Source organism: Bacillus pumilus (assembly GCF_900186955.1).
In the GTDB taxonomy this organism is placed as follows: domain Bacteria; phylum Bacillota; class Bacilli; order Bacillales; family Bacillaceae; genus Bacillus; species Bacillus pumilus.
The window spans coordinates 3,572,290-3,595,857 of the sequence record NZ_LT906438.1; the positions used below are offsets into that span (position 1 = coordinate 3,572,290).

At 41.4% G+C, this 23,568-nt stretch carries 27 protein-coding genes and 1 pseudogene; 8 read left to right on the plus strand and 20 right to left on the minus strand.

From position 1 onward, the window contains the following. Window positions 1-51: 51 nt before the first annotated feature. The 8 genes from qoxD to CKW02_RS18735 form a co-directional block, all read right to left on the minus strand. A complete protein-coding gene (gene qoxD, locus CKW02_RS18700) occupies window positions 52-432 on the minus strand; it encodes a cytochrome aa3 quinol oxidase subunit IV (protein ID WP_003215204.1) in 381 nt (126 codons plus the stop codon). A 1-nt stretch (window position 433) separates the two neighbouring features. Then, window positions 434-1,051: a cytochrome aa3 quinol oxidase subunit III gene (gene qoxC, locus CKW02_RS18705; RefSeq protein ID WP_003214975.1), complete on the minus strand. Its 618-nt coding sequence runs from the start codon at window positions 1,049-1,051 to the stop codon at window positions 434-436. Continuing rightward, window positions 1,051-3,009 carry a cytochrome aa3 quinol oxidase subunit I gene (gene qoxB / locus CKW02_RS18710; protein ID WP_003215069.1) on the minus strand — a complete coding sequence of 653 codons (1,959 nt, stop codon included), beginning with the start codon at window positions 3,007-3,009 and terminating at the stop codon, window positions 1,051-1,053. The genes qoxC and qoxB overlap by 1 nt, the downstream gene beginning before the upstream one ends. A 27-nt stretch (window positions 3,010-3,036) precedes the next feature. Beyond that, window positions 3,037-3,993, minus strand: a complete 957-nt coding sequence (gene qoxA / locus CKW02_RS18715; RefSeq protein ID WP_095117964.1) for a cytochrome aa3 quinol oxidase subunit II — start codon at window positions 3,991-3,993, stop codon at window positions 3,037-3,039. 516 nt (window positions 3,994-4,509) lie between these two features. Further along, complete coding sequence (locus tag CKW02_RS18720) at window positions 4,510-5,592, minus strand: M24 family metallopeptidase (protein ID WP_003214911.1); 1,083 nt, start codon at window positions 5,590-5,592, stop codon at window positions 4,510-4,512. Between the two features lie 4 nt (window positions 5,593-5,596). Continuing rightward, on the minus strand, window positions 5,597-7,117 hold the full coding sequence (gene galT, locus CKW02_RS18725; RefSeq protein ID WP_003214838.1) for a UDP-glucose--hexose-1-phosphate uridylyltransferase: 1,521 nt from the start codon (window positions 7,115-7,117) through the stop codon (window positions 5,597-5,599). A gap of 34 nt (window positions 7,118-7,151) precedes the next feature. Further along, on the minus strand, window positions 7,152-8,144 hold the full coding sequence (gene galE / locus CKW02_RS18730) for a UDP-glucose 4-epimerase GalE (protein ID WP_003214943.1): 993 nt from the start codon (window positions 8,142-8,144) through the stop codon (window positions 7,152-7,154). After that, window positions 8,144-9,322: a galactokinase gene (locus tag CKW02_RS18735; RefSeq protein WP_003214735.1), complete on the minus strand. Its 1,179-nt coding sequence runs from the start codon at window positions 9,320-9,322 to the stop codon at window positions 8,144-8,146. The genes galE and CKW02_RS18735 overlap by 1 nt, the downstream gene beginning before the upstream one ends. A gap of 182 nt (window positions 9,323-9,504) precedes the next feature. On the opposite strand from CKW02_RS18735, the gene CKW02_RS18740 reads away from it, so the two are divergent. Beyond that, window positions 9,505-10,350 (plus strand): AraC family transcriptional regulator, encoded by an 846-nt coding sequence (locus tag CKW02_RS18740; protein WP_095117913.1) that lies wholly within the window; start codon window positions 9,505-9,507, stop codon window positions 10,348-10,350. 35 nt (window positions 10,351-10,385) lie between these two features. Here CKW02_RS18740 and CKW02_RS18745 read toward each other — a convergent pair whose 3' ends face one another. Continuing rightward, entirely contained in the window at window positions 10,386-10,643 is a 258-nt protein-coding gene (locus CKW02_RS18745; RefSeq protein ID WP_003215318.1) for a hypothetical protein, read from the minus strand. Between the two features lie 27 nt (window positions 10,644-10,670). Beyond that, window positions 10,671-11,054 (minus strand): GtrA family protein, encoded by a 384-nt coding sequence (locus CKW02_RS18750; RefSeq protein ID WP_034620336.1) that lies wholly within the window; start codon window positions 11,052-11,054, stop codon window positions 10,671-10,673. Between the two features lie 455 nt (window positions 11,055-11,509). Here CKW02_RS18750 and CKW02_RS18755 point away from each other — a divergent pair, with 455 nt between their 5' ends. From CKW02_RS18755 to CKW02_RS18765, 3 genes are all read left to right on the plus strand, one after another. Further along, a complete protein-coding gene (locus tag CKW02_RS18755; RefSeq protein WP_003215413.1) occupies window positions 11,510-11,650 on the plus strand; it encodes an anti-repressor SinI family protein in 141 nt (46 codons plus the stop codon). Between the two features lie 298 nt (window positions 11,651-11,948). Next, entirely contained in the window at window positions 11,949-12,638 is a 690-nt protein-coding gene (locus CKW02_RS18760; protein WP_095117915.1) for a class I SAM-dependent methyltransferase, read from the plus strand. Then, the gene (locus tag CKW02_RS18765) at window positions 12,631-13,299 is read left to right on the plus strand and encodes a glycosyltransferase family protein (protein WP_034620274.1); all 669 of its coding nucleotides are present in this window, start codon (window positions 12,631-12,633) and stop codon (window positions 13,297-13,299) included. Before CKW02_RS18760 ends, CKW02_RS18765 begins: the two co-directional genes overlap by 8 nt. Window positions 13,300-13,439: 140 nt before the next feature. Here CKW02_RS18765 and CKW02_RS20520 read toward each other — a convergent pair. The 4 genes and pseudogenes from CKW02_RS20520 to CKW02_RS18780 all read right to left on the minus strand — a co-directional run. Next, window positions 13,440-13,589 (minus strand): annotated as a pseudogene (locus CKW02_RS20520) (IS5/IS1182 family transposase); the annotation flags it as partial. Window positions 13,590-13,714: 125 nt separating this feature from the next. After that, the gene (locus CKW02_RS18770; RefSeq protein WP_017360144.1) at window positions 13,715-13,999 is read right to left on the minus strand and encodes a hypothetical protein; all 285 of its coding nucleotides are present in this window, start codon (window positions 13,997-13,999) and stop codon (window positions 13,715-13,717) included. Continuing rightward, complete coding sequence (locus CKW02_RS18775) at window positions 13,989-15,116, minus strand: response regulator aspartate phosphatase (protein ID WP_003215304.1); 1,128 nt, start codon at window positions 15,114-15,116, stop codon at window positions 13,989-13,991. Before CKW02_RS18775 ends, CKW02_RS18770 begins: the two co-directional genes overlap by 11 nt. 463 nt (window positions 15,117-15,579) lie before the next feature. Then, a complete protein-coding gene (locus CKW02_RS18780; RefSeq protein ID WP_034620275.1) occupies window positions 15,580-15,765 on the minus strand; it encodes a hypothetical protein in 186 nt (61 codons plus the stop codon). A gap of 92 nt (window positions 15,766-15,857) precedes the next feature. Between CKW02_RS18780 and CKW02_RS18785 the strand changes: the two genes are divergently transcribed. Next, window positions 15,858-16,529 carry a hypothetical protein gene (locus CKW02_RS18785; RefSeq protein WP_003214528.1) on the plus strand — a complete coding sequence of 224 codons (672 nt, stop codon included), beginning with the start codon at window positions 15,858-15,860 and terminating at the stop codon, window positions 16,527-16,529. 267 nt (window positions 16,530-16,796) lie between these two features. Here CKW02_RS18785 and CKW02_RS18790 read toward each other — a convergent pair whose 3' ends face one another. Beyond that, window positions 16,797-17,621 carry a YkgJ family cysteine cluster protein gene (locus CKW02_RS18790; RefSeq protein ID WP_003214866.1) on the minus strand — a complete coding sequence of 275 codons (825 nt, stop codon included), beginning with the start codon at window positions 17,619-17,621 and terminating at the stop codon, window positions 16,797-16,799. 331 nt (window positions 17,622-17,952) lie between these two features. On the opposite strand from CKW02_RS18790, the gene CKW02_RS18795 reads away from it, so the two are divergent. Beyond that, window positions 17,953-18,267: a DUF485 domain-containing protein gene (locus CKW02_RS18795; protein ID WP_003215154.1), complete on the plus strand. Its 315-nt coding sequence runs from the start codon at window positions 17,953-17,955 to the stop codon at window positions 18,265-18,267. Next, entirely contained in the window at window positions 18,264-19,805 is a 1,542-nt protein-coding gene (locus CKW02_RS18800) for a solute symporter family protein (RefSeq protein ID WP_003214799.1), read from the plus strand. Before CKW02_RS18795 ends, CKW02_RS18800 begins: the two co-directional genes overlap by 4 nt. Window positions 19,806-19,851: 46 nt before the next feature. Here CKW02_RS18800 and CKW02_RS20370 read toward each other — a convergent pair whose 3' ends face one another. After that, complete coding sequence (locus CKW02_RS20370) at window positions 19,852-19,995, minus strand: hypothetical protein (RefSeq protein ID WP_003215361.1); 144 nt, start codon at window positions 19,993-19,995, stop codon at window positions 19,852-19,854. Between the two features lie 151 nt (window positions 19,996-20,146). On the opposite strand from CKW02_RS20370, the gene CKW02_RS18805 reads away from it, so the two are divergent. Then, window positions 20,147-20,485, plus strand: a complete 339-nt coding sequence (locus CKW02_RS18805) for a DUF4288 domain-containing protein (protein WP_034620338.1) — start codon at window positions 20,147-20,149, stop codon at window positions 20,483-20,485. A gap of 30 nt (window positions 20,486-20,515) precedes the next feature. On the opposite strand, the gene CKW02_RS18810 is transcribed toward CKW02_RS18805, so the two are convergent. From CKW02_RS18810 to cidR, 4 genes are all read right to left on the minus strand, one after another. Next, complete coding sequence (locus tag CKW02_RS18810; protein WP_003215339.1) at window positions 20,516-20,890, minus strand: nuclear transport factor 2 family protein; 375 nt, start codon at window positions 20,888-20,890, stop codon at window positions 20,516-20,518. Between the two features lie 134 nt (window positions 20,891-21,024). Beyond that, window positions 21,025-21,693, minus strand: a complete 669-nt coding sequence (gene thiE, locus CKW02_RS18815) for a thiamine phosphate synthase (protein ID WP_003214635.1) — start codon at window positions 21,691-21,693, stop codon at window positions 21,025-21,027. Continuing rightward, the gene (thiM, locus tag CKW02_RS18820; protein WP_003214668.1) at window positions 21,680-22,504 is read right to left on the minus strand and encodes a hydroxyethylthiazole kinase; all 825 of its coding nucleotides are present in this window, start codon (window positions 22,502-22,504) and stop codon (window positions 21,680-21,682) included. Before thiM ends, thiE begins: the two co-directional genes overlap by 14 nt. 17 nt (window positions 22,505-22,521) lie before the next feature. Then, window positions 22,522-23,409: a cidABC operon transcriptional activator CidR gene (gene cidR, locus CKW02_RS18825; protein WP_003214744.1), complete on the minus strand. Its 888-nt coding sequence runs from the start codon at window positions 23,407-23,409 to the stop codon at window positions 22,522-22,524. Window positions 23,410-23,568: the final 159 nt, after the last annotated feature.

Below are 23,568 nucleotides of genomic sequence, written 5' to 3' on the forward strand. Positions count from 1 at the left end.
ATCAACATCATGATAAAAACCACTCACCTTTGAGAGATGAGTGGTTTTTTATTATTTCTCTGAATGCTCAGATTGCTTTGGCGCAGAAGGTGAATAACCGTCTTTGCTGTTCTCTCCGTGGCTGTAGTGAGCCGCAAAGATCCAAACAGATCCGATAACGAAGATAATCGCACAAAACAGACCAAACAATGTATTTCCGACTTGAACAGTTCCGTTCTCGCTTTCTGTCATGTGCATAAACATGAATAGCTGCAAGAACGCTTGAATGAAGGCAAAACCAAAGATAATCCAAAGTTTTGCAGAACTGCCAATTTCAGCTCCAATGGCAATCCAGAATGCTAAGATCGTTAGCACGATGGATAGGATGAAGCCAACTACGTGTTTCCAAGGGAAGTGTTCGTGCTCTGCTGAGGAATTTGTTTTTCCAGCCATATCACAAAAGCCCCCCTAATCCGATCAAGTAAACAGCTGTGAAGATGAAAATCCATACTACATCAAGGAAATGCCAGTATAGACTTGAGATAAAAATCTTCGATGCTGTTTGTGGAGTTAATCCACGTTTTTTAATTTGGAACAAGACCCCGGTAATCCAGAAGATACCGATGGATACGTGTAGTCCGTGAGTTCCTAAGAGTACAAAGAATGCAGACCAATACGCACTTGTATGAATGCTCGCGCCCTCATGTACATAATGGAAGAACTCGAAAATCTCAAAGCCAACGAAGCCTGCACCTAGAAGCAGTGTCAGAATCGTCCAAATGACAACCCCTTTTGTACTTCCACGGCGCATTTCATGAACGGCAATCCCACATGTAAATGAACTAACCAATAGCAGGAATGTCATGATCAATACAAGCTTCATATCAAACAGCTCAGCTGGTAAAACGCCGCCAGCTGTTCTGCCATGAAGAACAAAGTAGGTCGCAAAAAGTGTTGAGAATAACACGATTTCCGCGCCAAGGAATATCCAGAAACCAAGGATGTTTAAACGTCCCGTTTCAGACTGATATTCAAGCGGTGCATTTGCATAGCTGCTATCATTATGTCCCATTACTTCTGCGCCTCCTTATTCTTTTTCTCTGTTTCAATCACTTCTTCAACAGGAATATAGTAGCCATCGTCGTATTCGAATGAACGTAAAATCATCGTTGCAAATACACCGATTAAGCCAATAACGCCAATCCAGTACCATTCAAATACAAGACCGAATGCACCAAGTCCGAAGAATGCAGACATGATAAGCGGTCTGCCTGAATTGTGCGGCATGTGAATTTTCTTGAATTCTTTTTCAGGATGAACGTCTACATTGTTTTGCTTCCAATGATGGAATGCATCTGGTGTTGTCACTTCTGGAAGTGCTGCAAAGTTATAATGCGGCGGAATTGCAGAAGATGTCGCCCAGTCAAGAGTACGTCCCTCTCCCCAGCTGTCTCCAGACACTTCACGCTTCGCGTGTCTCCAGCTGTAGTAAATGTTGTAGCAAAGGATGATGAATCCGACACCCATCATAAATGCACCAATTGTTGAGATAAAGTTTAGTGCAGTCCAGCCATCTTCTGGTCCATACGTATAAATACGTCTTGGCATTCCTTGCAGTCCTAAGAAGTACTGCGGGAAGAAACAGATGTTAAATCCGATCATGAATACCCAGAAGAACCATTTGCCGATTCTTTCGTTTAACTTGTAACCAAACATTTTTGGATACCAGAAAACAAGACCAGCAAAACAAGCAAACACAGTACCTGCGATTAATACATAGTGGAAGTGGGATACAAGGAAGTACGTGTTATGGTACTGGTAATCCGCAGCTGCCATCGCAAGCATAACCCCAGTGACACCACCGATAACGAAGTTCGGGATGAAACCAAGTGCCCAAAGCATTGGTGAAGTAAAGCTGATACGGCCTCGATACATCGTAAAGAGCCAGTTAAAGATTTTCACACCTGTTGGTACAGAAATTGCCATTGTTGTAATCGAGAAGAATGAGTTAACCGCTGCACTGTTCCCCATTGTAAAGAAGTGGTGAACCCACACAAGGAAACTAAGAACAGAGATTGCCACAATCGATACAACCATCGCTTTGTAACCAAACAACTGTTTTCTTGAGAACGTCGCAAAGATTTCTGAGAAAATACCGAAAGCCGGCAGGATCACGATATATACCTCAGGATGTCCCCAAATCCAGAAAAGGTTCGCCCAAAGCATTGGCATACCGCCTGCTTCGAGTGTAAAGAATGCAGAACCGAATAAACGATCAAATGTCATAAGTGCTAAAGCAACTGTTAGTACAGGGAATGCGAATACGATGATGACAGACGTGATCAATGTTGTCCATGTAAACATTGGCATACGCATAAGCGTCATACCTTTTGTACGCATTTTTAAGATGGTCACCATGAAGTTAATACCAGTCATAAGTGTACCAATACCTGCAATTTGGAGCCCGAGCAAGTAATAGTTCTGTCCAGGTCCTGGTGAGAAATCATTTCCGGCGAGCGGCATGTAACTCGTCCAGCCTGCACTTGGTGATCCTCCAATGACGAAGGAAATGTTGAACAGCATCGCTCCGACCATAAATGTCCAGAAGCTCAGGTTGTTCAAATAAGGGAATGCAACGTCACGTGCACCAATTTGAAGAGGTACAACGACGTTGATTAAACCAATTAAAAATGGCATCGCCATGAATAGAATCATGATCGTACCATGCGTTGTGAAAATTTCATTATAGTGGTTGGAATCTAAAAACGTATTATTAGGAAGCGCCAGCTGTGCGCGCATCATCAGTCCGTCTACCCCACCGCGGAAGAACATAATCACAGCAGCAAGGATATACATGATCCCAAGCTTTTTATGATCAACTGATGTTAGCCATTCTTTCCAAAGCCATTTCCACTTTTTAAAGTAGGTTAAAACAAACACGATAGCAATGGAAGTAAGAGCGATAGAAATTTGCGCACCAAGAATTAATGGGTCTCCAGTTACAAAAAACTCATCCCATTTCAAATGCATAACGGCCTCCTCCTTTCCTTAGTCAGTTTATTCATTATCTAGTTTTCTTTTATAGTTCTTCACATTCTCGAAAGGATCTGTTTTGGAATGCGGAGAAACTGATTGGTAACCTAAACGTTTGCGTGCTTGGAGTGCGTATTCAGAATCCTCTCCATGCTTCGCAAAGGATAAATGTGTTGATGAGAATGTCTGCACATCTGCAGCATCAGGAAGCATCAAGTAGTCATACGTTTTCTTCGTTAACTTTGGTGCTTCTTTTTTCGTTTTGCTTACCCATTTATCATAGTCAGACTGCTTCATCGCATTGACTTTGAATTTTTGCTGAGCAAAGCCCTCTCCTGTGAAGTTGGCGTTTCTTCCTTCATATGTGCCAACTTGATCAGCTTGAAGATATTGTTCCATCTCCATTCCAGCCATCGCATACTTCTCCCCGCCTAGCTGAGGAATCCATAGTGATGCCATTGTATCAGCAGAAGTGATTTTGAATAAAACCGGCTGATCTTTTGGAATGTTTAAGTAGTTCACTGTCTCAATATTTTCCTCTGGATAGCTAAAGATCCATTTCCAATCAACAGCTGTAGCATAAACGACAAGAGGATCTTTATGGCTTGTTGCTTGAGGTGCCTCTTCCAAAGAGTAAATTGTTTTTACAGTTGGAACTGAAAGGGCAGCAACGATTAATATTGGGATCACTGTCCAGATAACTTCTAGAAGCGTATTCCCGTGTAGTTCTGGATTATAAGAGGCGTTTCCAACGTCCTTACGCTCACGGTATTTTACCAAAATGATGGTAAACAGTACAAATACCGCACCAACGATAAAGAGCATGAATCCGATGGATAAAAGGATTAAGTCTTTTTGTTGTGCTGCGACAGGTCCTTTAGGATCTAAAACAGCGATATTGCTGCAACCTCCTAATAAAAAAACACTCACGAGCATCGCTAATAAAAGCATAGGTTTAATGGCTCTGAACAAGAAGATCACCATCCTTCCTTAGATAATGTATATATTGCTGAATAATTGTGAAAAGCCATCTGCCTTCGAAAACTTTTCTTCCCTTTGTAATGCTATCAAAATCTGTTAGAGTTAGCTTCCCTTTTTTCAAAAGTTCATTTATTTTTCAACAGATTTCTATTAAAATGTCATAAATTCGACATAAATTTATATTATTGCACACACAATAAATTTCTAGGATTTTGAAAAGTTGAGAGTTGAAGGCAAAGGACAAACAATCAAGAACTTTGTCAAATTTAGGTTTACCACAATAAAAAAGTTTGGTCAAATTTCAATTTAACTTAATGAAATTTTATCTAGGTAAACAATTTCAAAATAGGTATCCCCACATTTAACAAAAACCTTACTCATTTTAACGCAAGTTCACAAGAAAAGAAAGTATCGATCCTCTGTGTATACGCTGTAAGAATTGGTAATGATGCTGAATTAGTGGAATCTCGCTAAAGACTTCCAACAAAAAACCGGCTCAGCGCCGGCACTCTGCATTTATTCATCTCTCACTAAGATGTCAGGTCGTCTATAGATCTTCCCTTCATGTTCAATGTCCATGTACGTCCACTTGCCTGTATACGTTAAAAAGCGGTTGCCCTCTTTTTCTACAACAATCGTATCCTCTGATTTCAGTCCAGGCAATGAAGGGTTCCATGTAAACACTTGATGAAGCTGAATTTCTTCCTTCGATGAGGGAACAGCAATGATTTCCCTAGATACAAATCCCGTCTTTCCCCCTTGATGAAGCTTTTTCCAGCTATCAGGGAAGCCCTCTTTTTCGTACTGAGCAATACCTGCTTTCAGAACATCTCCTAATGTTTCCCCAGGACGTGTGGCGGCATTCATGACCGTGTCAATTCGTGCTAGCCGCTCTTTGTTCTCTTCAAGCTCCTTCGGAAGCTGACCAAAGTAAACAGACCTTGTAACATTTGCAACGAGCCCGTGCCGCTCCGCGCAGAGAACAACAAGCGCGTGCTTTTGAAGAGCTTTATCTGTTGGAATCGGGTGACGGTATTGATGGATCCGGTCATCCGTTGCCACAAGCAGGACTTCTATCGTCATCCCTTGCGCAATGGCTCTTTGAGCAACAAGCGAAGCAATCTCGTGCTCGGTCTGCCCTGGAACGATTTCTTGACAGACACTTTCTACAATGACCGCTGTTTCATGACAGAGCGTTTCATATTGTCTGAGCTGTGAGGCAGTTAGGATCGAGCGAATATTCGACAAATCCGGTTCGATCCATTCGAATCCATCCATTTGAATGTCCGTCCCAATTCGTTTACCTTTTGTGAGTTCTTGAATGTATGGGGTCTCATCCTCATACCAATCCATTGTGACCACTTGAAACGGATGATCGACGTACGCCATTTCCTCTTCAATGATCCGCTTTTCTTCCATTTGATTCACAATGAGAACGAGGTCGTCTTTTAAGACGAGCAGCTGGCACACGCCCTCTGGCGTATTTAACACAATATGATTCCTTCTTCCGCCTGTCAGCCAGGAGAAGTTATTTCGCTTTTGAATCAAAACACCCTCAAGCTGCTTTTCTTCCATTAGTTCTCTTACTTGTTCAATCATCTAATCACCTGCCTGTTTGAAGTGTTTGAATGAAACGGTTAAAAGCTATTTTCCCTTGCTCAGTTCTTTTAAACACACCTGCCTGCGAGAGAATTCGAGAAAAAATAAAGCCAATTTCTTTTTGTAAAATGGTTTCGGTATTGTTCTCTGTAAAGGAATTCTCTTCAAGCAGCCGCTTCGCCCAAGCCTCGTGCTTCATGATAGCAGGACGGGCTTTGATTTCTTCAAGTGGATTTTCGGATAGCAAAACCTCTTTTAATTGGCTTATTTCCTCTGCTAATCTACCAGGAAGCACAGCAAGGCCCATGACTTCAATTAATCCGATATTCTCTTTTTTAATATGGTGGACTTCTTCGTGCGGATGGAAAATGCCGTCCGGGTGCTGCTTATTTGTACGGTTATTACGAAGCACTAAATCTAATTCATAGGCATCCCCGTGGCGCCTCGCAATAGGTGTAATGGTGTTGTGAGGTGTCTCTCCTGTATGAGCGATGACCCCCACCTCTTCATCTGAATACAGTTTCCACTCATGTAAGATAAAGTCTGCTGCATCTGCGAGCGACTGCCGCTCACTGCTTCGAAGGCGGATCACAGACATCGGCCATTTCACAATACCAGCTCGCACACCTGGAAAGGCATTGAGAGAAAAGACCTCTTCCATCTCTGCTTTTGCCATCGGAAATTCATGTGCACCGCCCTGAAAATGGTCATGACTTAATATACTGCCACCGACAATCGGAAGGTCGGCGTTCGACCCGATGAAATAGTGCGGGTATATAGATATGAAGGAAAGCAGTCGTTCAAAGGTCTTTTTGGTGATGCTCATTGGCTCATGTGTGCCTTTGAACACTATACAGTGCTCGTTGTAATACACATAAGGTGAAAATTGCAGAAACCACGATTCACCTGAGAGTGACACAGGAATAATCCGATGATTCTGTCTCGCTGGATGGTTAATCCGTCCCTCGAACCCAACGTTTTCTTTACAAAGGAAACAAAGAGGGTATTGCTTTTGACTGAGCTTCTTGGCTTCAGCGATGGCTTTGGGGTCCTTTTCCGGCTTCGATAGATTAATGGTGATCTCTAGCACACCATCGTCTGTTCGTGTAAACCACTGTACATTTTTGGCGATCCTGCCTGTATGAATGTAGTGTGCATGCTGCTGCATCTCATAGAACCAGCTCGTAGCTGCCTTCGGTCCTCCCTGCTGACGTTTTTCCTCAAACTTCGCATAGATGACACTTGGAGGTGCCACCAAGCAGCCCATGATTTTCGCATCTAGTAAATCACGATACGTATCCGTCCCCTCAGGAATAAGTTCTGTTTCTACTGCCCAATCGAGCATCGGCATTAAGATGTCTTCAAGGTCTTCTTCTCCTGAGACTGTTCTTGCTTCCGCTTCATCGAGTCTGAGCACCTCAAGCAGTCGATTTCTCGTATATTCGATATCTAGTGATGTTATCAGCTCTTTATTCATCCCGTATTGAATCAGCTGTTCCAGCTTTTCAAAAATATCAATTGCCATTCCCTCTGTCCCCTCTCTTGCCTGCCTTTACGTTTTATTCACTTTGGTAGCCATCTGGATGCTTCTGAAACCATTCCCACGCACTCTGAATGATCGTGTGAAGGTCAGCATATTGAGGTGTCCATCCCAATTCTTGCAGTGCTTTTTCAGAAGAAGCAATCAGCTTTGCTGGATCTCCCGCGCGCCTTTTTGCCACTTGTGCAGGGATAGCATGCCCCGTGACTTTTCTGACGGCTTCTACGACCTGCTTCACAGAGAACCCTGTTCCATTCCCTAAATTGTAGGTCGCACTGCCTTTTCCAGCACGCAGCCGGTCAACAGCTAAGATGTGTGCCTCTACTAAATCCATCACATGAATGTAATCTCTAATACACGTGCCATCCTCTGTCTCATAATCATCACCGTAAATCATGATTTGATCCCGTTTTCCTAAAGCAACTTGCAGAATAATTGGAACGAGATGCGTCTCAGGCTGATGATCCTCTCCGACAAGTCCTTCTGTATGGGCACCAGCTACATTAAAGTAGCGAAGTACCACGTATTCTATTCCATACGCTTGCTCAGACCACTTCAGCATTTTTTCAATGGCTAGTTTCGTTTCTCCATAAGGATTCGTTGGGTTCGTTTCATCCGTTTCATCGATCGGCACCCGCATCGGTTCACCGTATGCAGCAGCAGTGGAAGAAAAGACGATGTGTTTCACATCAAATTCATTCATGACTTGTAGTAAAGCAGTTGCTCCGCCGACGTTGTTGTTATAGTACTTAAGCGGGTCTGTTACACTCTCCCCAACAAGTGAATCTGCCGCAAAGTGCATGACTGCTTCTATTTGATGCCTTTTGAACACCTGTCTTAAAAAGGCGTGATCTCGTAAATCACCCTCCTCTAAGACAGCTCCTTCCAAAACAGCTTCTTTGTGGCCTGTCTGCAAATTATCCACTACCACTACTCGTTCGCCTTTCGCTAAAAGAGCCGCCACCGCATGACTGCCTATGTACCCTGCTCCTCCACAAACTAAAATTGTCATCACACTTCCCCCTTTGTGAGTTCTCTTGCGCCGCCTCCAATTCCAGCTGTGTAAAAAGAGGCTTGAATCCCTGTTTTCTCTTGATATATCGCACCAGTTTCTTCTATAAATGAATCTAGCAGCTCTTCTTTCACGATGCTGATCGTACATCCGCCAAAGCCTGCACCTGTCATACGGGAGCCAATCGTCCCCGGGTGCCGCCAAGCTGCTTCAGCCAGTGCATCTAGTTCAAGTCCTGTTACTTCATAATCATTCTTTAAAGAATGATGAGAAGCCTTCATGAGCCCACCTAGTTCTTCCATTTTATCATCTTTCAGAAAATTTACTGCTTTCATCGTCCGCTCGTTTTCCGTCACGACATGTCTTGCTCGTTTGCGGCAGACGTCATCTTCAATCAAGTGGGCAACCCTCGCAAATTCATCCGCAGTGAGCTCACATAAGTGGGCAATGTCGATTTCTTTCTGAAGATCATTTAAAGCGGATTGACACTCTGCCCGGCGCTCATTGTATTTGGAATCAGCCAGTGTCCGTTTTTTGTTTGTATTGGCGATGACAAGCGCAAGTCCCTCTTGCCGAAACGGACTATATTCAAAGGCAAGGGTGTCACAATTGAGCAAAATGGCGTGATCTTCTTTTCCAAGGGCAATCGAAAACTGATCCATGATCCCGCAATTGACACCAATAAATTCATTCTCTGCACGCTGTGAAAGGAGGGCAAGTTGGACATTTGAAACGCTGAATGAATGCCATTCATTGATGAGAACAGCGGTAACAAGCTCAATGGAGGCAGAGGAAGACAGGCCTGCACCATTTGGAATATTGCCACTGTACACAATGTCAAAGCCTTCTTCTATCTTCATTCCTGCTTCGATAAACTGTTTGAACACACCCTTCGGATAATTTGCCCAGCCGTCCGATTCTACGTAAGCGATTTCAAAAAGATTGAATTCTTTCACACCATCACGATCAAAGTTCAAGGAATACATTCTCACGCGGCCATCTGACCGCTTCGCACAAGCAGCATACGTCCCGAGAGTAAGCGCGCATGGAAATACATGTCCTCCATTGTAATCTGTATGTTCACCAATCAAGTTCACTCTTCCTGGGGCAAAAAAGTAGCGAAGTTCTTCTCTATCTCCAAATTGCTGGTGAAATGCCGCGCGTAACGTATCGATCATATCCATTCCCCTTTTCTCTTCTGATACTTTTTATTTTAGTTGTCCCAGCAGCATCAGTTCAATGGTAAAAAAATCGTTAAAAAATACCCTTTTTTTGCTGTGAATGGTACGATGTGATATGAGGTGTAACATGATTCTAAATAGAAAAAGGTTGTTTTTTGCTGTGAAGGAGGGTTTCCAATTTGAAGAAAGAAGCATTTGCATTTCGTTTTCACCATTCTGGTGTGACATTGCCAGCACAAATCTGGTCTGTTGGCTGGGAAGTTCAATCTTCTTCGTTATATAGCTGGAATGGCGTGGAGCGGAAGGATCAGGGCAAGTGCATCTTTCAGCTCACACTGTCTGGACATGGCATGATTGAAATCGGAGAGAAACGTTTCAAAGTATTGCCGGGTCAGGCCTTTCTCGTGAAAAGCCCAAGTGCCTACCAATATTATTTTCCAGAAGACAGTGAGCATTGGGAATTTCTTTATTTAACGCTTTACGGGGAAGCCTGCGATCTTTGCTTTGACCAATTTATTGACCAAGGAAAGCAGGTCATGCGTTTTCATCCGAATTCCAGACCTATCCGCCTGCTCAAGACCATTTATGATGAAGCCAGTGAAAGACGGATTACCAATCCATTTGAGGGGTCTAGCCTTGCTTATCAATTTGTCATGGAACTGTATTCATATTTGCCAAAGCTTGAGGGACAAATGGAGAAATGGCCCGAGCCTATCGTTCAAGCGGCATTGTTTGCCAGCCATCATTTTCACGAGGAAATTGGCCCGGACGATATGGCAGCTGCGGCACGTTTATCCAAAAGTCATTTTACGAGGGAATTCAAAAAGGCCACTGGCTTCACACCTATTCACTATCTAACCAATATTCGGTTAGAAAAGGCGGAAACGTTACTGAAAACAACAAAATACTCGATTGAAGAAATCGCCATACAGTGCGGCTACAGAAATGCGAATTACTTGAATAAAGTCTTTCGAAAGAAAATCGGCATGTCTCCAAAGCAACTGCGGGAAACAAGCGATGCATAATAAAAAGCAGCCGCTTTCACAATTGGCTGCTTCTTTTACGCTTTCGTCAGGTCAACATGAATTCTCCCTTGTCTTAAAACAATGGTCATTTGCGTGTCAGGTGTCATTAAGTTTTCCAAAATGTCCGTTGCTGTTTGAAGCGCAATGTCCATTCGGTTGATCTTTTCCTTTTCTTGTTCCGAAAACGCTTCTGGATGTGCGGTCATTTCTTTGACTAGCCTCAGCACTTGTTCATGCTGCTTTTCTGTTTGCTGATATATGACATCATATAATTCGTCTGGCCTGCTGCTCATTTCATATCACCTATCTTTTTTCATGTGTTAAATCGCATCTTCTTTTGTTTTCTTGAAGACGAACCATTTACTGGCGACATAATTCACGACCACAATCACAAAGTTGACAAGAATTTTTGCGACAGTTTCATTGAGCGCCATTTGGGTCACAAATAAAATCATCAGCCCTAGATCTACACCTAGAGACATGAGACGAACACTAAAAAATGAAGAAAGCTCACGCATAAGGCTTTTCGTATCACGGGCCTTTTGCTTGAAGACATACTTCTTATTGGTGATATAAGCAAAGAGAACAGCAAATACCCATGAAACAACTGTAGCTGTTTTATAATCCATGGAAAACATCTCAACGAATAAGTAGAAGCTGACTATGTTGACGATGGTTGTACACACACCCATCACAAGATACATGACAACTTCTTGATACTTTTGAAAAAGGCTATACATGTCTTTCTTCATTCCTTCTTGGTGGTTTCTGTTTCTTTTAGAATACCATCTTGAGAAGAACTTCCCAAACGAACAATATGTACGTCCTGCACAGATGAAATTTGTTCTACTCGATGGCATATGTCACCTAATTGGTTTATATAAGCCAAATGTTTTAGGTCTTTTTCATTATTTTAATTTATAATCTTTTAACTGACTTTACAATTGTTTATTATTAGAAGTAAGAAATCAATATTTATGGGTTTTTTAGTCATTTTTTTAGGAACGTGGTAGGTGATAGATTTTACAAAATAGGTTAAATGTCATCATTTTTCGACAAAATCTATTTTGCGCTGTTTTCATCCACACGTACAGTTACTAGACGGTTTGTTCAAGTCATTGGTTGCAGATGAATATGTCTTATTGAACTGGAGGATATTATGGATACGCAAGTGAAAAGAAGAGTTGACGAAGAGTGGGTTTATTTGATTCAGGAAGCGAAAAAAATTGGACTAGCCATCGAAGAAATACAAGCTTTTTTAACATCCAACGGTGATCAGAAGATGATAAACAAACCGTAAATCAACGCCGTTATCCTTTGTCTTTCAGACTGCTTTGGCTAAAAGTTCTGACTTGTCAATTGACCTTTTAAAAATCCTTTCATGACGATACGCTACAGTAGAACACCCCTTCATACCAATCCCTTCCACTCATGGGGTTCTGTCTTTCTATATTAGGAGGACAGTCCGTTTCCCGTTCTTTATATGATCCCTTTTTAGCCGCCATTCATAAAAATTGTTCTTCTCTCGTTATAAAACCAAGCTCCCCACCCATATATTAAGCATGAAAACAATGAGAAAGCAGAAAGGTGGGTAGAGCGTGAGTTCAGATTCCCTTTCCTATTATCACCAAAAAAAGGATCAGTATTATCATGGCGTGAACCCGGTCATTGTCAGCCGTATTCGTGAGGAATGGACGTCTTTATTGGATATCGGATGCGGCACAGGCAAGCTTGGAAAAGTCCTGAAACAAAAGGACCGGACCATTTATGGAATTGAATCGTTTGAGAATGCAGCAAAAGAGGCTGAGCAAGAGCTAGATCATGTGCTATGCGGAAATATTGAACAGATGACGCTCCCTTACGAACAGGAACAATTTGACTGCATTATATTCGGAGATGTCCTTGAACATTTATTGGACCCGTGGGCCGTTTTAAAGAAGGTCAAACCTTTCCTTAAAAAAGAAGGAGCCATCCTGTCATCCATTCCAAATATCGGTCACATATCAACCGTTTTAGAATTATTAGCCGGCAGATTCACTTATACAGATGCAGGATTAATGGATCAAACTCATTTACGTTTCTTCACTCTTCATGAAATTCATGCACTTTTTCATTCAGCAGGCTTTCGTATTCGCGAACTCGAAACCATTCGCGTACAGCATCCTACCTACGCGAGCGTGATGAGTGATTTACATGAATTACTTATGAAGCATGGCATTCGTTCAGATTTTCATGAGGCCGCTACCGCCTATCAGTATGTGGTTGAGGCGGTTCAGCTTCATGAGTAACCCCACCATCCTGTTTGTTTTATGTGTAAATGATGAGTCTATGTTTCAGGCTTGCTTTCGGCAGCTCGCTTCACTTCCTGCTCCCCATGGATATCATGTGGAGGTTTTGCCGATTAGACATGCATCCAGTATGACCTCTGCTTATAATGAAGCCATCACTCATCCAGCTCAGTTTAAAATTTATCTTCATCAAGACACCTTGATTGTCAAACAGCATATGCTGCTTGAGTTGATCCCGCTTTTTTTACAAAATCCATCACTTGGGATGATTGGGGTCATAGGTGCAGAAAGCGTGCCTGACAATGGAATCTGGTGGGAAAGTCCTGATTGCAGGGGGAAAGTCATTGAATATCGTCACGACACCTATCAGCTGCTTTCGTTTGAAAGTGGTCGTCAACAGGCAGAAACGCAAGATTATATGAACGCTTCGGCGATTGATGGTCTTTTCATGGCGACGCAATATGATGTGAAGTGGCGTGAGGACCTCTTTGATGGCTTTCATTTTTATGATGTTTCGCAATCCTTTGAATTCATGCAACAGGGCTATGAGGTTGGCATTGCGAAACAAGAAGAGCCTTGGTGCATCCACAAATGCGGAGATCATTTTGATGCGGAAGCATATGAAAAAGCGAGACAAACATTTCTTGCAAAATATCGATAGAAAGCACCCTTTTTGGGTGTCCAGAATGTAGAGAAACTCATGTTTTTCTACATTCTTTTTTATTTTCCACATCATGATGTTAGGTACCCGATAAACATCATTTTGAACAAAATAAGTGGATCGAGAGAAGGACGACCTTATTTCTCACTATAATACCGTTTTACTTTATCTATGATAAATGAAAAATCAATGTACTGATCAATTTTACGAAGCAAGTGATCGTGTTCAACCAATTGATCTAGTCATACAAATTCAGCTTCGTGCTGAGAAGAATGTCTAATGTGGAACATGAGAAAAACACCTTCCTTTAATACGCTTTTCTCTATTATAAAATGGGGAAATGTAAATTTTAAGGGGGAAAATAAAGCTGTCGAGATTTTCTCGACAGCCTGACCCTAAAGGTCTGTTTGATTCATCAAGTAGATAATCTAGAATCACGTGTTCCAAAACGAACATCAGGATTTTCACTAGAACGGGTTCCATTCCTCACAGCAAAATCGTTATCTTGTTGAGATAAAGTTATAAGAGGAAAATCCTCAGTAGTAACGCTACTGCCTGTAGCATTCCTTACAGTCAGATCAGTGGATTCTGGAGAAGTAGCATTTCTTGAATTCACATCAAAATCGACAGATGATAAAGAGATCACACCTAGCAATGCTGAAGCACTCAAAAAACCAGTAAGAACCGTTTTAAAATTCATATGAACAGTCGCCCCTTTGGATTTGTTTTCGGGCGTACATCACTTTTTCATACATTTTTACAGATTCATCCATACGCCCATTCTCATTATAGTACCGAGCCGCTTCAAGCGCTAGGTCTTCCATATATGGATAACCCCTCTCATTCTCTAATTTTTCCAACGAGCTCAAGACTTCACTTAGGTTTGCTGTTTTTAAAAATAAAATTTCCAATACCATCAGCAACGATAAAAACAGATCATTTTTTCTATTCTTCGCTTCTTCCAAGCCTCTTTTGAAAAATCTTTCACCCTCAATAAATTCCTTTTGACTCAAATGAAATAACGATAATTCATAATAAACCAAAAGCAACTCTGTAGCATTAATAGGCTCTCCTTCTAGAATAACCTGATTAAAATAAGCTAGCGCCCTATTATAATCACCTAATCCTTTATAACAACACCCAGTATTAAATAATGACTTCACAATCATTGGCTTATTAGAAATTGCCTTAGATTTTTCTAAAGCTGACAATAAATGAGGAAGCGCCTTTTCTCTGCATTCAAAATCAATGAAATTACCTGCCATAACAGTTAGACAATTAATTTCTCGAATCATATAAAGTGAATTACTCTTATGTGCCTTATAAGTATCATAAGAAAGACCAACGTAATACATAGACACGTGTGTCTGTTTCATGTGATAAAACACTTCTGATAATTTGTAATAAAATTCCGCTCTTTCTAACTCATCCCCTACTTGCTCCAAGCGCTTTTCCGCGCGCTTATAGAACACAATAGCTCTAATAAACTCACCATTTTTGAATTCATACATTCCTTGAAAAAAATTAAAATAGTATTCAAGAATGGCTGACATCTTCTTTCCTTGTCCTTCTACAGCTTTCAAGTAATCCGATTTTTCAAGTGGTTCTTTAGAAGGCTGCACATAGTCTGTCATCAATTGATGACGGAACTCCATCAACTGAAAATAAAGAACCGCCTGTTCATCTTCTTCCATGACATCGATATCTTTTCTAACCTCTTCTTTTAGTATTTGGGCCTCTTTAACATTGAATCTTTTTATATGGTTATACCATTCATTTATCTTGATCGCTACAACTGGAGACGGTATAGACGCCATCTACAATCCCCCCTAGAAAACCAATTTTTAATAAATGTTAGCACAAGAATTCCTAATAAAGACCTATTTATCCATTTATATGTAAAATTTTCGGCATGGCGCAAGCACTTTTTAAGCAAGTAGGGCACAAGACATATAGGTTTTTAGATGCTATCGCAGCAGTTAACCCATTTAAATCCCATATAAGCGCATTTGAAGCATCACACTATGGAAAATCCCCGAGCATAAATAAAGGTGCTTAGAATCGAATATGAACGCTCTTGGTGGTGTTTTTGAAATATACTCCATGTTTTTTAAGAAACAAAAGAACAGGCTCTTTAGCCTGTTCTTTATTATCAAGTGATGACCATATTAAAGAACCTATATTGCGGTCACCGCAACCCAAAAAGAAATTTTCCAATGAATTCCCAAAGATGAATCAATCAATGATAGGATGAAAACATGTCAAAAAAAGGAGGGAGAACTATGACTTATGCTGTTTTATTTTTTTCCGCCGCCACTTAATAAAAGTCACTGAAAACACAAGAAGTAAAATCGCAATAAGCTTGAAAATAAAGCGAGTGAAGAAAGTAGCATCTTCGAACTCCGTTGCAAAGATACAAGCTCCTATGATTATCCCGATCATGCCTACTACCCAATTCCAAAACACATCAACCACTCCTAAATTAACTTTTTTTAAAGAAAAGCATTTTTTATCCATGTGTATATTATCGCACAAAAAACAAGGGGGAAATATCCAGAATGAAAAAGTTCATAATCGTACTTTTAGGCCTGACGTTATTTCTAACAGTTCCATTACAAACCGTAGCCGCAGTAACCCAAGAACCTCAAGAAATTAAAGAATCGTACCAAACAGAAATTGAAGGCAAACTACATATTTTCAATTCTGTAGTCAAAGGCAGCACTCAAACGATAACCATTGATAATGGCGAAAAAGTAGAAACCGTCTTTTATGACCGAGCAAAAGAAGAACTTCGCATCAACAATGAACTAGTAGACATTAAAGAATTTAAAGAAGCTGGACAAGAATTATTAAATGAAGACGGCGAGTTTAGCACAAAATCAAACAAAGATTATCAATGGAGACTTGTAAAAACCTATAAAAACAAATTCAACGTTACTCTTGCTATTGTCGCTCTTGTGACAACTACAATTTTGGCATTACCGACAGGGACCGGCGCTGTAGCAGGCGCAGTCTTGACACTAAAAGCAGTTGCCATACTTGCAACAACAGTAACTACAGCTTCAGGATCAACAGGTCAAAAAGTCTTTCATTACACTTTCAAAACATACTACAGCCCGAAAAACGGCTACTGGAACAACAAATTTGTCTTATCTGTCTACAAAGATTCAAAGCGTAAAAAACATGTTAAAACAGTTTCACATACGACACGTCTTGGGAAAAAATATTAAAAAAAGAAGCAGGCTCCATTAGCCTGCTTTTCTCATGTTTATGTAATTCTTGATGTCAACATGCCAACTCGGCATCGCATGACCTCAAATGTTTCATTCGCTGAATTTTCCGCACTATTTTCACACTCCTTAAAGATTTTTTGTTGTGTGGAGAGAATACGAACAAAGTAGCTTCTCTGGAAGATCCAAAATGAGCTAAAACACGAATGAAAAATTGTGGCCATCTATGCAAGAGACATGATTTCGCGAATATTGCTTTTTTTTCGTTTAAATCAGATTAAATCCTTTTAAAGTATATAAGTTTGCCTGTTCAAGTGACTGATTAAAATTGACTGAGCTATCATAATGATTATACTGCGCTTCTTTTTTTCCGGTCCGATCGAAGAAAATCTTAAACCAGTAATAGATCGGATAGGGCCTTTGTTGAATTGTACTTCCGTCTGGCAAACGTAAATGTACATATTCAATAGTCTCTGCTGTTTCATCATTAACATTAGGAGTCATTGTAGCGTGTTCCACAGAATCAGGTATATACTCGCATATCTCAACACGAGTAGCTTGATTGATTCTATGATGAGTCGAACCAAAAGAACGGCAAATCAGCGGGCGAGAATCGTAAACTGAACATGATTTTGTTTCTGGATCAAGTAGTGGACAAGGAAAGCTATTCCGTCCAACTGTCATGTGTTTCTTCATTTGTTCAACAATTATTGTGCCATCGTTCGGTGTATATATCTCTAAATTTCTCCAGGTGTCCGGTCTCTCATTTTTAATCGTTTCACACTGATCCAAAGCAGTATCATATATTTTTTCTACTCGATCTTTGCTCCAAGTCTTCAACTCACGCATAATAAATTCAAACTCAATTTCAGTTATGGAAAAATCATCATAGCAGCAGTTATAACACCCCTTTTGACATGGAGGAATATTACCTGTTGATTTTTGATAATCTTCTATTTTTCGTTCGTACTTTCTGTATGTCTGGATAAGCCGTACAGCTCTTGATTCAGGATGAATGTCACTATGACACTTTTTATATTTCTTCCCGCTACCACAGAAACACGGGTCATTTCTTGAGATTGTCTTAACCATTTGCCTTTCCCCCTCTAACAACAGGATCAACCCATTAATTTCCTAAACAATTTATCATAGATTACTAAGCCAGTACGAAGCAAAAAATACCGTCTTGCGCCTGCAAGACGGTCAGTAACCTTTCCATATGTCACTCTTCCAAGGCCGATATTTCATATAATAGAATGCTTGCCCCTTCTCGACTTAACACAATACCTCAAGATAAAGTCATGTTTTAATCAGGCTCATCACCCTTTTCGGGTGCCTTTTTTATGATATACTGTCATAAACAGCCAGATCGTCTCATATGCATTGGAGTACCTTGTCCCTAATTCGTACAAAGGAGGAAACAATGGCAGACAAAAAAGTTCATTATAAGAAGGTTGCCGCTTCAGAGGATTTTCGAAAACTTCTCGAGGAAAAACGCAGATTTATCGTACCGATGACGATTTTCTTTTTTCTCTTTTACTTTTCACTTCCGGTTGCTACATCCTACTTCACCTTTTTGAACACGCCGGCAATTGGCGCGATCTCATGGGCGTGGTTATTCGCCCTCACACAATTTGTGATGACTTGGGTATTATGTGGACTTTATGCGAGGAAAGCAGCTCAGTTCGACAAATATGTAAGCGCTTTAAAAATTGAATCAAGAGGTGATGACGAATGAGCATGACCGCTTTTATTTTATTCATAGCGATCGTAGGGCTCACATTGGTCATCACGTATTTTGCTGCGAAAAAAACGAGCAATGCGAGCGATTTTTACACAGCAGGTGGAGGTCTGACTGGATTTCAAAACGGACTTGCCATCGCTGGGGACTATATGTCTGCCGCATCATTTTTAGGAATCGCTGGAATGATCGCGTTAAATGGATTTGATGGCTTTTTCTATAGCATTGGCTTTCTAGTGGCGTATCTTGTCGTACTTTACGTTGTAGCCGAACCGCTTCGAAATCTAGGAAAATATACGATGGCCGATATGATTGCTGCACGATTTAAGCGTCCTGCCATTCGAGGAGTTGCTGCGTTTAACACAATCACAGTCTCTACTTTTTATATGATTGCACAGCTTGTTGGGGCAGGTGCATTAATCAAGCTGCTTCTTGGCATTGATTACTGGATTGCGGTACTAATCGTCGGTGTCTTAATGACCATTTATGTCGTGTTTGGTGGCATGATCGCAACCAGCTGGGTACAGATTACAAAGGCTGTGCTTCTCATGCTTGGGACACTGATTATTTCACTGCTTGTATTTGCAAAGTTTGATTTTAGCCTGCTGAAGATGTTTGAGGAGATGAAAACAGCGACCCCGCTCGGTGGGGCATTTCTTCACCCGGGAAATAAATATGATGTGCCTTTAGAGACCCTGTCTTTGAACCTTGCTCTAGTGCTTGGGACAGCAGGTTTGCCGCATATTTTGATCCGGTTTTATACGGTGAAGGATGCCATTTCTGCGCGTAAATCTGTTCTATCCGCTACGTGGATCATCGGTATTTTTTATCTAATGACAGTTTTCCTTGGCTTCGGTGCTGCTGCCTTTGTTGGAACAGAAGCGATCACAGCAGCAGATGCAGCAGGAAATATGGCCGCTCCACTGCTCGCCCAAGCCCTTGGAGGAGATTTGCTATTTGCCTTTGTTTCCGCTATTGCCTTTGCGACCATTTTGGCGGTCGTAACTGGTCTCGTCCTATCCGCCGCGTCTGCCTTTGCGCATGACTTTTATAGTCAGATCATCCGCAAAGGGAAAGCGAGTGAACGGGAACAGGTAAAAGCGGCACGCTTTGCTTCCATCGGCGTGGCCATTCTTTCTATCATTCTCGCATTATTTGCCCAATCGTTAAACGTTGCTTTCCTTGTGTCACTTGCCTTCGCAGTGGCAGCAAGTGCAAATTTACCATTGATTATCTTCACTGTTTTTTGGAAACGATTTAATTCTACGGGTGCCATTGCAGGGAGCTTAGTAGGACTGCTGAGCGCACTGATTATCGTCTCGCTCAGCCCAAGCGTCTGGGACCCATCGGGAGCAGCCATCTTTACAGGAGACCCACTCATCCCGCTGTCGAACCCTGGAATTATCTCGATCCCGCTTGGATTCCTTGCCGCTTACTTAGGCACGATCTTCTCCTCTGAAAAAGCAGATGAAGACACCTTTACAGAAATTCAAGTAAAGGCACATACAGGGATGCATATGGATACTGATTCATAAGGAAGAGCCGGCTGATGAGCCGGCTTTCTTTGTGTTGTTCTTTTCCTTAGTAAGGTATAAATTGACCTTTTAACTTATTTTTATACTTCTCTAATCTGGCAAACCTTCTACGTGTGATCAAAGAGCAGCATGTGACGAGGATCAACAAAATTTCATGCTCTTCCCCTCTATTATCAATCACACTTTTCATCCCTATCACCTCCTTTTTATGTGTGTTCAAACATCCTCCTACACAACATCATTCATATGTTATCATTTTATACACATACTGGAAATCATTTCACATGTTGAGAAACTCTCATTTGAACAAAAAAAGCTGCAAGAAAGAAGTGACATTACTTATGCGTCAGATATATTCTGCCAAGTTATTATTCGAATCCATCTCATCACCAAGCAGTATACCCGATAAAATATTTGAAGAACGAATCATTTTGGTGCGAGCAAAAAACCATTGTAAAGTAAAGGATATTGTCAAAAAAAGCTTTCCAGAAGAAACCTTTGAGAATGCTGAAGGCGGACAAACGACCATTAAATTAGCAGCCATATTAGATGTCTTTGAGCTTGTAGATGACTTAGATCAAGAACCACTGCATTTAAGTGAGGTGTACAGCCGCCACCTTATTTTTGATAAAGAAACATCAGCGAAAGAAGCCATCGAGGCTTATTCTTTAGACAAATAAAAGAAGCCGGCTGATGAGCCGGCTTTTTATTTAATAGCGCTGAAATAACTCTGGATTTTTCGGAACGTTTTCTAAATAAACGATTTTTCCTTTGTCGTCCAGTTGTGCAATATCAATTCCTTCTGCTGTATAAACACGGCCATCCGAAAGTTTTCCACAAACGGCCCAGTTGGTTTCATACTTTCCGTCTTCTCTTTTTTTCCATCCATCCCACATATGCTTGATGTCTTCATGCACGTGGAAAAATGTGTTTAAAAACTGTGTAAACGCTTGGATCCCAGGCTTCTCTGCACCATTTAAGACAATCATGACATCGTCAGAAAACAATGCGAGCAATTCATCCATTTGCTCCTGCCCTTTTCCAGCTTCATCGTAGCGGCGAAAATACGTATCGAGCACTTCCATTGTTCATTCTCCTTTATTTACCTGTCATTTCGACAATAATCGAACAATTTGATTGTACACAATTGTTTCTCACCTGTCTATTTTCCCCGAAATCAGAAAAGACATGAATTGAGTCAATCCATGTCTCCTCCAGATTAAAGAGATACTTTTTCTGATGCAACAAGTGCTTTCAATTCTTCTGCTGCTTTTTTAGGATCAGCGCTCTGGCTAATGGCGCTGATGATGCTAATACCATCTGCCCCTGCTTGTATGACTGGTGCTGCATTGCCATATGTGATACCCCCGATGCCAACAATCGGAATATGAAGACCATGATGACGCACTTCAGTGATCAATGATACCCCTTGGACACTGCGTGTATCCTTTTTCGTTTCTGTTGGATAAACTGGGCCCATGCCGACATAATCTGCGCCGTCCTTCATGGCTTGTTTTACTTCATCTAGGTTATGCGTAGACACTCCTAATATTTTATTCCCGATTTTTTGTCTAACGTCTTCTGCATTTGTATCTTCCTGGCCAACATGTACGCCATCTGCATCAAGATCTATCGCTAGCTGCACATCATCATTCACAATAAAAGGAACATTCGCTTCTTGGCAAAGTACTTGAAGTTGGCGAGCCAATTGTTTCTTCTCTTCTCCTTGCAAGGCTCCCTCGCCCTTTTCTCGAAATTGAAACATGGTGATTCCGCCTTGAATCGCCTCTTTCAAAACATCAAGCGGTTGCCGGCTTGTATTCGCTGTTCCCATAATAAAATAAACCGATAATTGCTGTTTGATTTGCTGTTGATCAGTCTTTGTCATGTGACATTCCCCCTATTTTCCCTAGCGTCAACACATCTTTGCCAGTTGTGTGTGAGAGTGCATTGAGCAATTCCATTTGAAACGTACCTGGCCCTTTATTCTCGGTGTACTGAGCTGCCTTTTCAGCTGCGACACCATAAAACAATAGAGCAGCTGCCGATGCGTGAAGCGGCCTTTCACCTGCTGCACAAAATGCCCCGATGACAGACGTCAGTAAACAGCCTGTTCCCGTCACCTTGGTGAGCCATTCATGTCCATTATGAATAGACAACACATCCTCTCCATTTGAAACTACATCGACTTCCCCTGTGATCACCACAACTGTCTGAAGTGTCTTCGTTGCTTGTTTGACTAGTGCCGATACATCTCCGTTCGCTGCTTTCGCATCCACGCCTTTTGACTCCCAGCCATCCACTTCAAGTAAATGAGCAATTTCTGCAGCGTTCCCTCTGACAACTGTCATGTTCACTTGCTCTAACAGCTGTTTTGCCGCTTTCATTCGAAACGCTGTCGCACCAACGCCGACAGGATCTAATAGAACAGGTATCCCCTTTTTATTGGCAGATTGTCCAGCCAGAATCATGGCCTCCACCGTCTCCTTGGTCAGTGTGCCAATGTTCAGCACAAGCGCATCGGCTAATTGCGCCATTTCAGCCACTTCTTCTTTGGCATTTGCCATGACCGGCGAAGCGCCTAAAGCAAGCAGACCATTCGCTGTAAAGTTCGTCACGACTTGATTGGTGATATTATGAACAAGTGGATTTTCCGCTCGAACCTTTTCCAATAAATGAGATGCGATGCTTGTTTTCATCTGTATCGTCCTCCCTTTTACTCTGCTCCCCATACATAGGATTTCGTATGCTTTAACCATTCTCTTGCCGCAAACGACAAATAGCGATCCTTTCGCCAAATGACTCCTAAATGCCATGGGATCGACGTATTTAAGGAAATGACTTTCACCTTTTCAGGATCAAGATCACGGCAGATCCGCTCAGGCAGAAGGCCAATTCCCAAGTTCTCGGCTACCATCTCACTAATGAAATCCCATTGAGACGTTTCATAAATGACATTGGGCCGGAAGCCCGCATTCATACATTCATTCAATATCCGGCTATGCAGAACAAAGTCTTCTCGAAAGAAAATAAAGGACTCTTCCTTTAAATCAGCTAAATCAACCTTATCTCGACCTGCCATCGGATGTGATGGATGCGTCACGAGCTTCATGTCCTCTTTAATAATGGTGTACGTATGAAAGATTTTATCATTTGCAGGCAGAACAATGACACCAATATCTAACGAACCATCTTCGACCCCTTCCTCTACTTTAATAGAGCCGTGCTCCACTAATTGAAATGTGACATCAGGATACTGCTGACGAAATTCTCCCATGACATTCGGGAAAAAACTCGATCCAATCATCGGCGGCAGCCCGATGCGAATATGCCCTTTTTTGACATTCATTAGATCATTTAGCTCGCTCGTTAAATTTTGAAATGATTGTGTGATTTCACTCGCCTGGGTATACATCGTTTGTCCAGCATCTGTCATTTCAACCTGCCGGCCATTCCGATAAAACAACTGCACCCCCAGCTCATCCTCGAGATTTTTGACCATCTTGGAAATGGTAGGCTGCGACACATAAAGAGATTGTGATGCTTTTGTGAAGCTTTTTAACCTCGCCACTTCTAAGAAATATGTTAAATGTCTAATGTCCACATGACTCACCCTTCCTATAGACAAAAGGAATACTAATTATTCGATATATGTATTTTACCTATAACTGAACGTGCTGTACACTTTAAAGTAAGCTAATCAATTGGAACGTTGTCATGTTTTTGTGAAACAGTGAACAATTTATATAGAAAAAGGAGTGAA

Bases quoted from the DNA above. Each gene is read 5' to 3' on its own strand.
- CKW02_RS18810 (WP_003215339.1), bottom strand. From the start codon at position 20,890: ATGGAAGTGCTCGATACGTATTTTCGCCGCTACGATGAAGCTGGAAAA.
- CKW02_RS18735 (WP_003214735.1), bottom strand. From the start codon at position 9,322: ATGATCGATACGTTACGCGCGGCATTTCACCAGCAATTTGGAGATAGA.
- CKW02_RS20370 (WP_003215361.1), bottom strand. From the start codon at position 19,995: ATGAAAAGTGTGATTGATAATAGAGGGGAAGAGCATGAAATTTTGTTG.
- CKW02_RS18745 (WP_003215318.1), bottom strand. From the start codon at position 10,643: ATGAGCAGCAGGCCAGACGAATTATATGATGTCATATATCAGCAAACA.
- CKW02_RS18720 (WP_003214911.1), bottom strand. From the start codon at position 5,592: ATGATTGAACAAGTAAGAGAACTAATGGAAGAAAAGCAGCTTGAGGGT.
- galT (WP_003214838.1), bottom strand. From the start codon at position 7,117: ATGGCAATTGATATTTTTGAAAAGCTGGAACAGCTGATTCAATACGGG.
- thiM (WP_003214668.1), bottom strand. From the start codon at position 22,504: ATGAAAACAAGCATCGCATCTCATTTATTGGAAAAGGTTCGAGCGGAA.
- CKW02_RS18805 (WP_034620338.1), top strand. From the start codon at position 20,147: ATGCGTCAGATATATTCTGCCAAGTTATTATTCGAATCCATCTCATCA.
- qoxD (WP_003215204.1), bottom strand. From the start codon at position 432: ATGGCTGGAAAAACAAATTCCTCAGCAGAGCACGAACACTTCCCTTGG.
- thiE (WP_003214635.1), bottom strand. From the start codon at position 21,693: ATGACAAAGACTGATCAACAGCAAATCAAACAGCAATTATCGGTTTAT.
- CKW02_RS18785 (WP_003214528.1), top strand. From the start codon at position 15,858: ATGAAAAAGTTCATAATCGTACTTTTAGGCCTGACGTTATTTCTAACA.
- CKW02_RS18790 (WP_003214866.1), bottom strand. From the start codon at position 17,621: ATGGTTAAGACAATCTCAAGAAATGACCCGTGTTTCTGTGGTAGCGGG.
- CKW02_RS18770 (WP_017360144.1), bottom strand. From the start codon at position 13,999: ATGAATTTTAAAACGGTTCTTACTGGTTTTTTGAGTGCTTCAGCATTG.
- CKW02_RS18750 (WP_034620336.1), bottom strand. From the start codon at position 11,054: ATGTATCTTGTGATGGGTGTGTGTACAACCATCGTCAACATAGTCAGC.
- CKW02_RS18800 (WP_003214799.1), top strand. From the start codon at position 18,264: ATGAGCATGACCGCTTTTATTTTATTCATAGCGATCGTAGGGCTCACA.
- CKW02_RS18775 (WP_003215304.1), bottom strand. From the start codon at position 15,116: ATGGCGTCTATACCGTCTCCAGTTGTAGCGATCAAGATAAATGAATGG.
- qoxB (WP_003215069.1), bottom strand. From the start codon at position 3,009: ATGCATTTGAAATGGGATGAGTTTTTTGTAACTGGAGACCCATTAATT.
- qoxC (WP_003214975.1), bottom strand. From the start codon at position 1,051: ATGGGACATAATGATAGCAGCTATGCAAATGCACCGCTTGAATATCAG.
- CKW02_RS18765 (WP_034620274.1), top strand. From the start codon at position 12,631: ATGAGTAACCCCACCATCCTGTTTGTTTTATGTGTAAATGATGAGTCT.
- galE (WP_003214943.1), bottom strand. From the start codon at position 8,144: ATGACAATTTTAGTTTGTGGAGGAGCAGGGTACATAGGCAGTCATGCG.
- CKW02_RS18795 (WP_003215154.1), top strand. From the start codon at position 17,953: ATGGCAGACAAAAAAGTTCATTATAAGAAGGTTGCCGCTTCAGAGGAT.
- CKW02_RS18755 (WP_003215413.1), top strand. From the start codon at position 11,510: ATGGATACGCAAGTGAAAAGAAGAGTTGACGAAGAGTGGGTTTATTTG.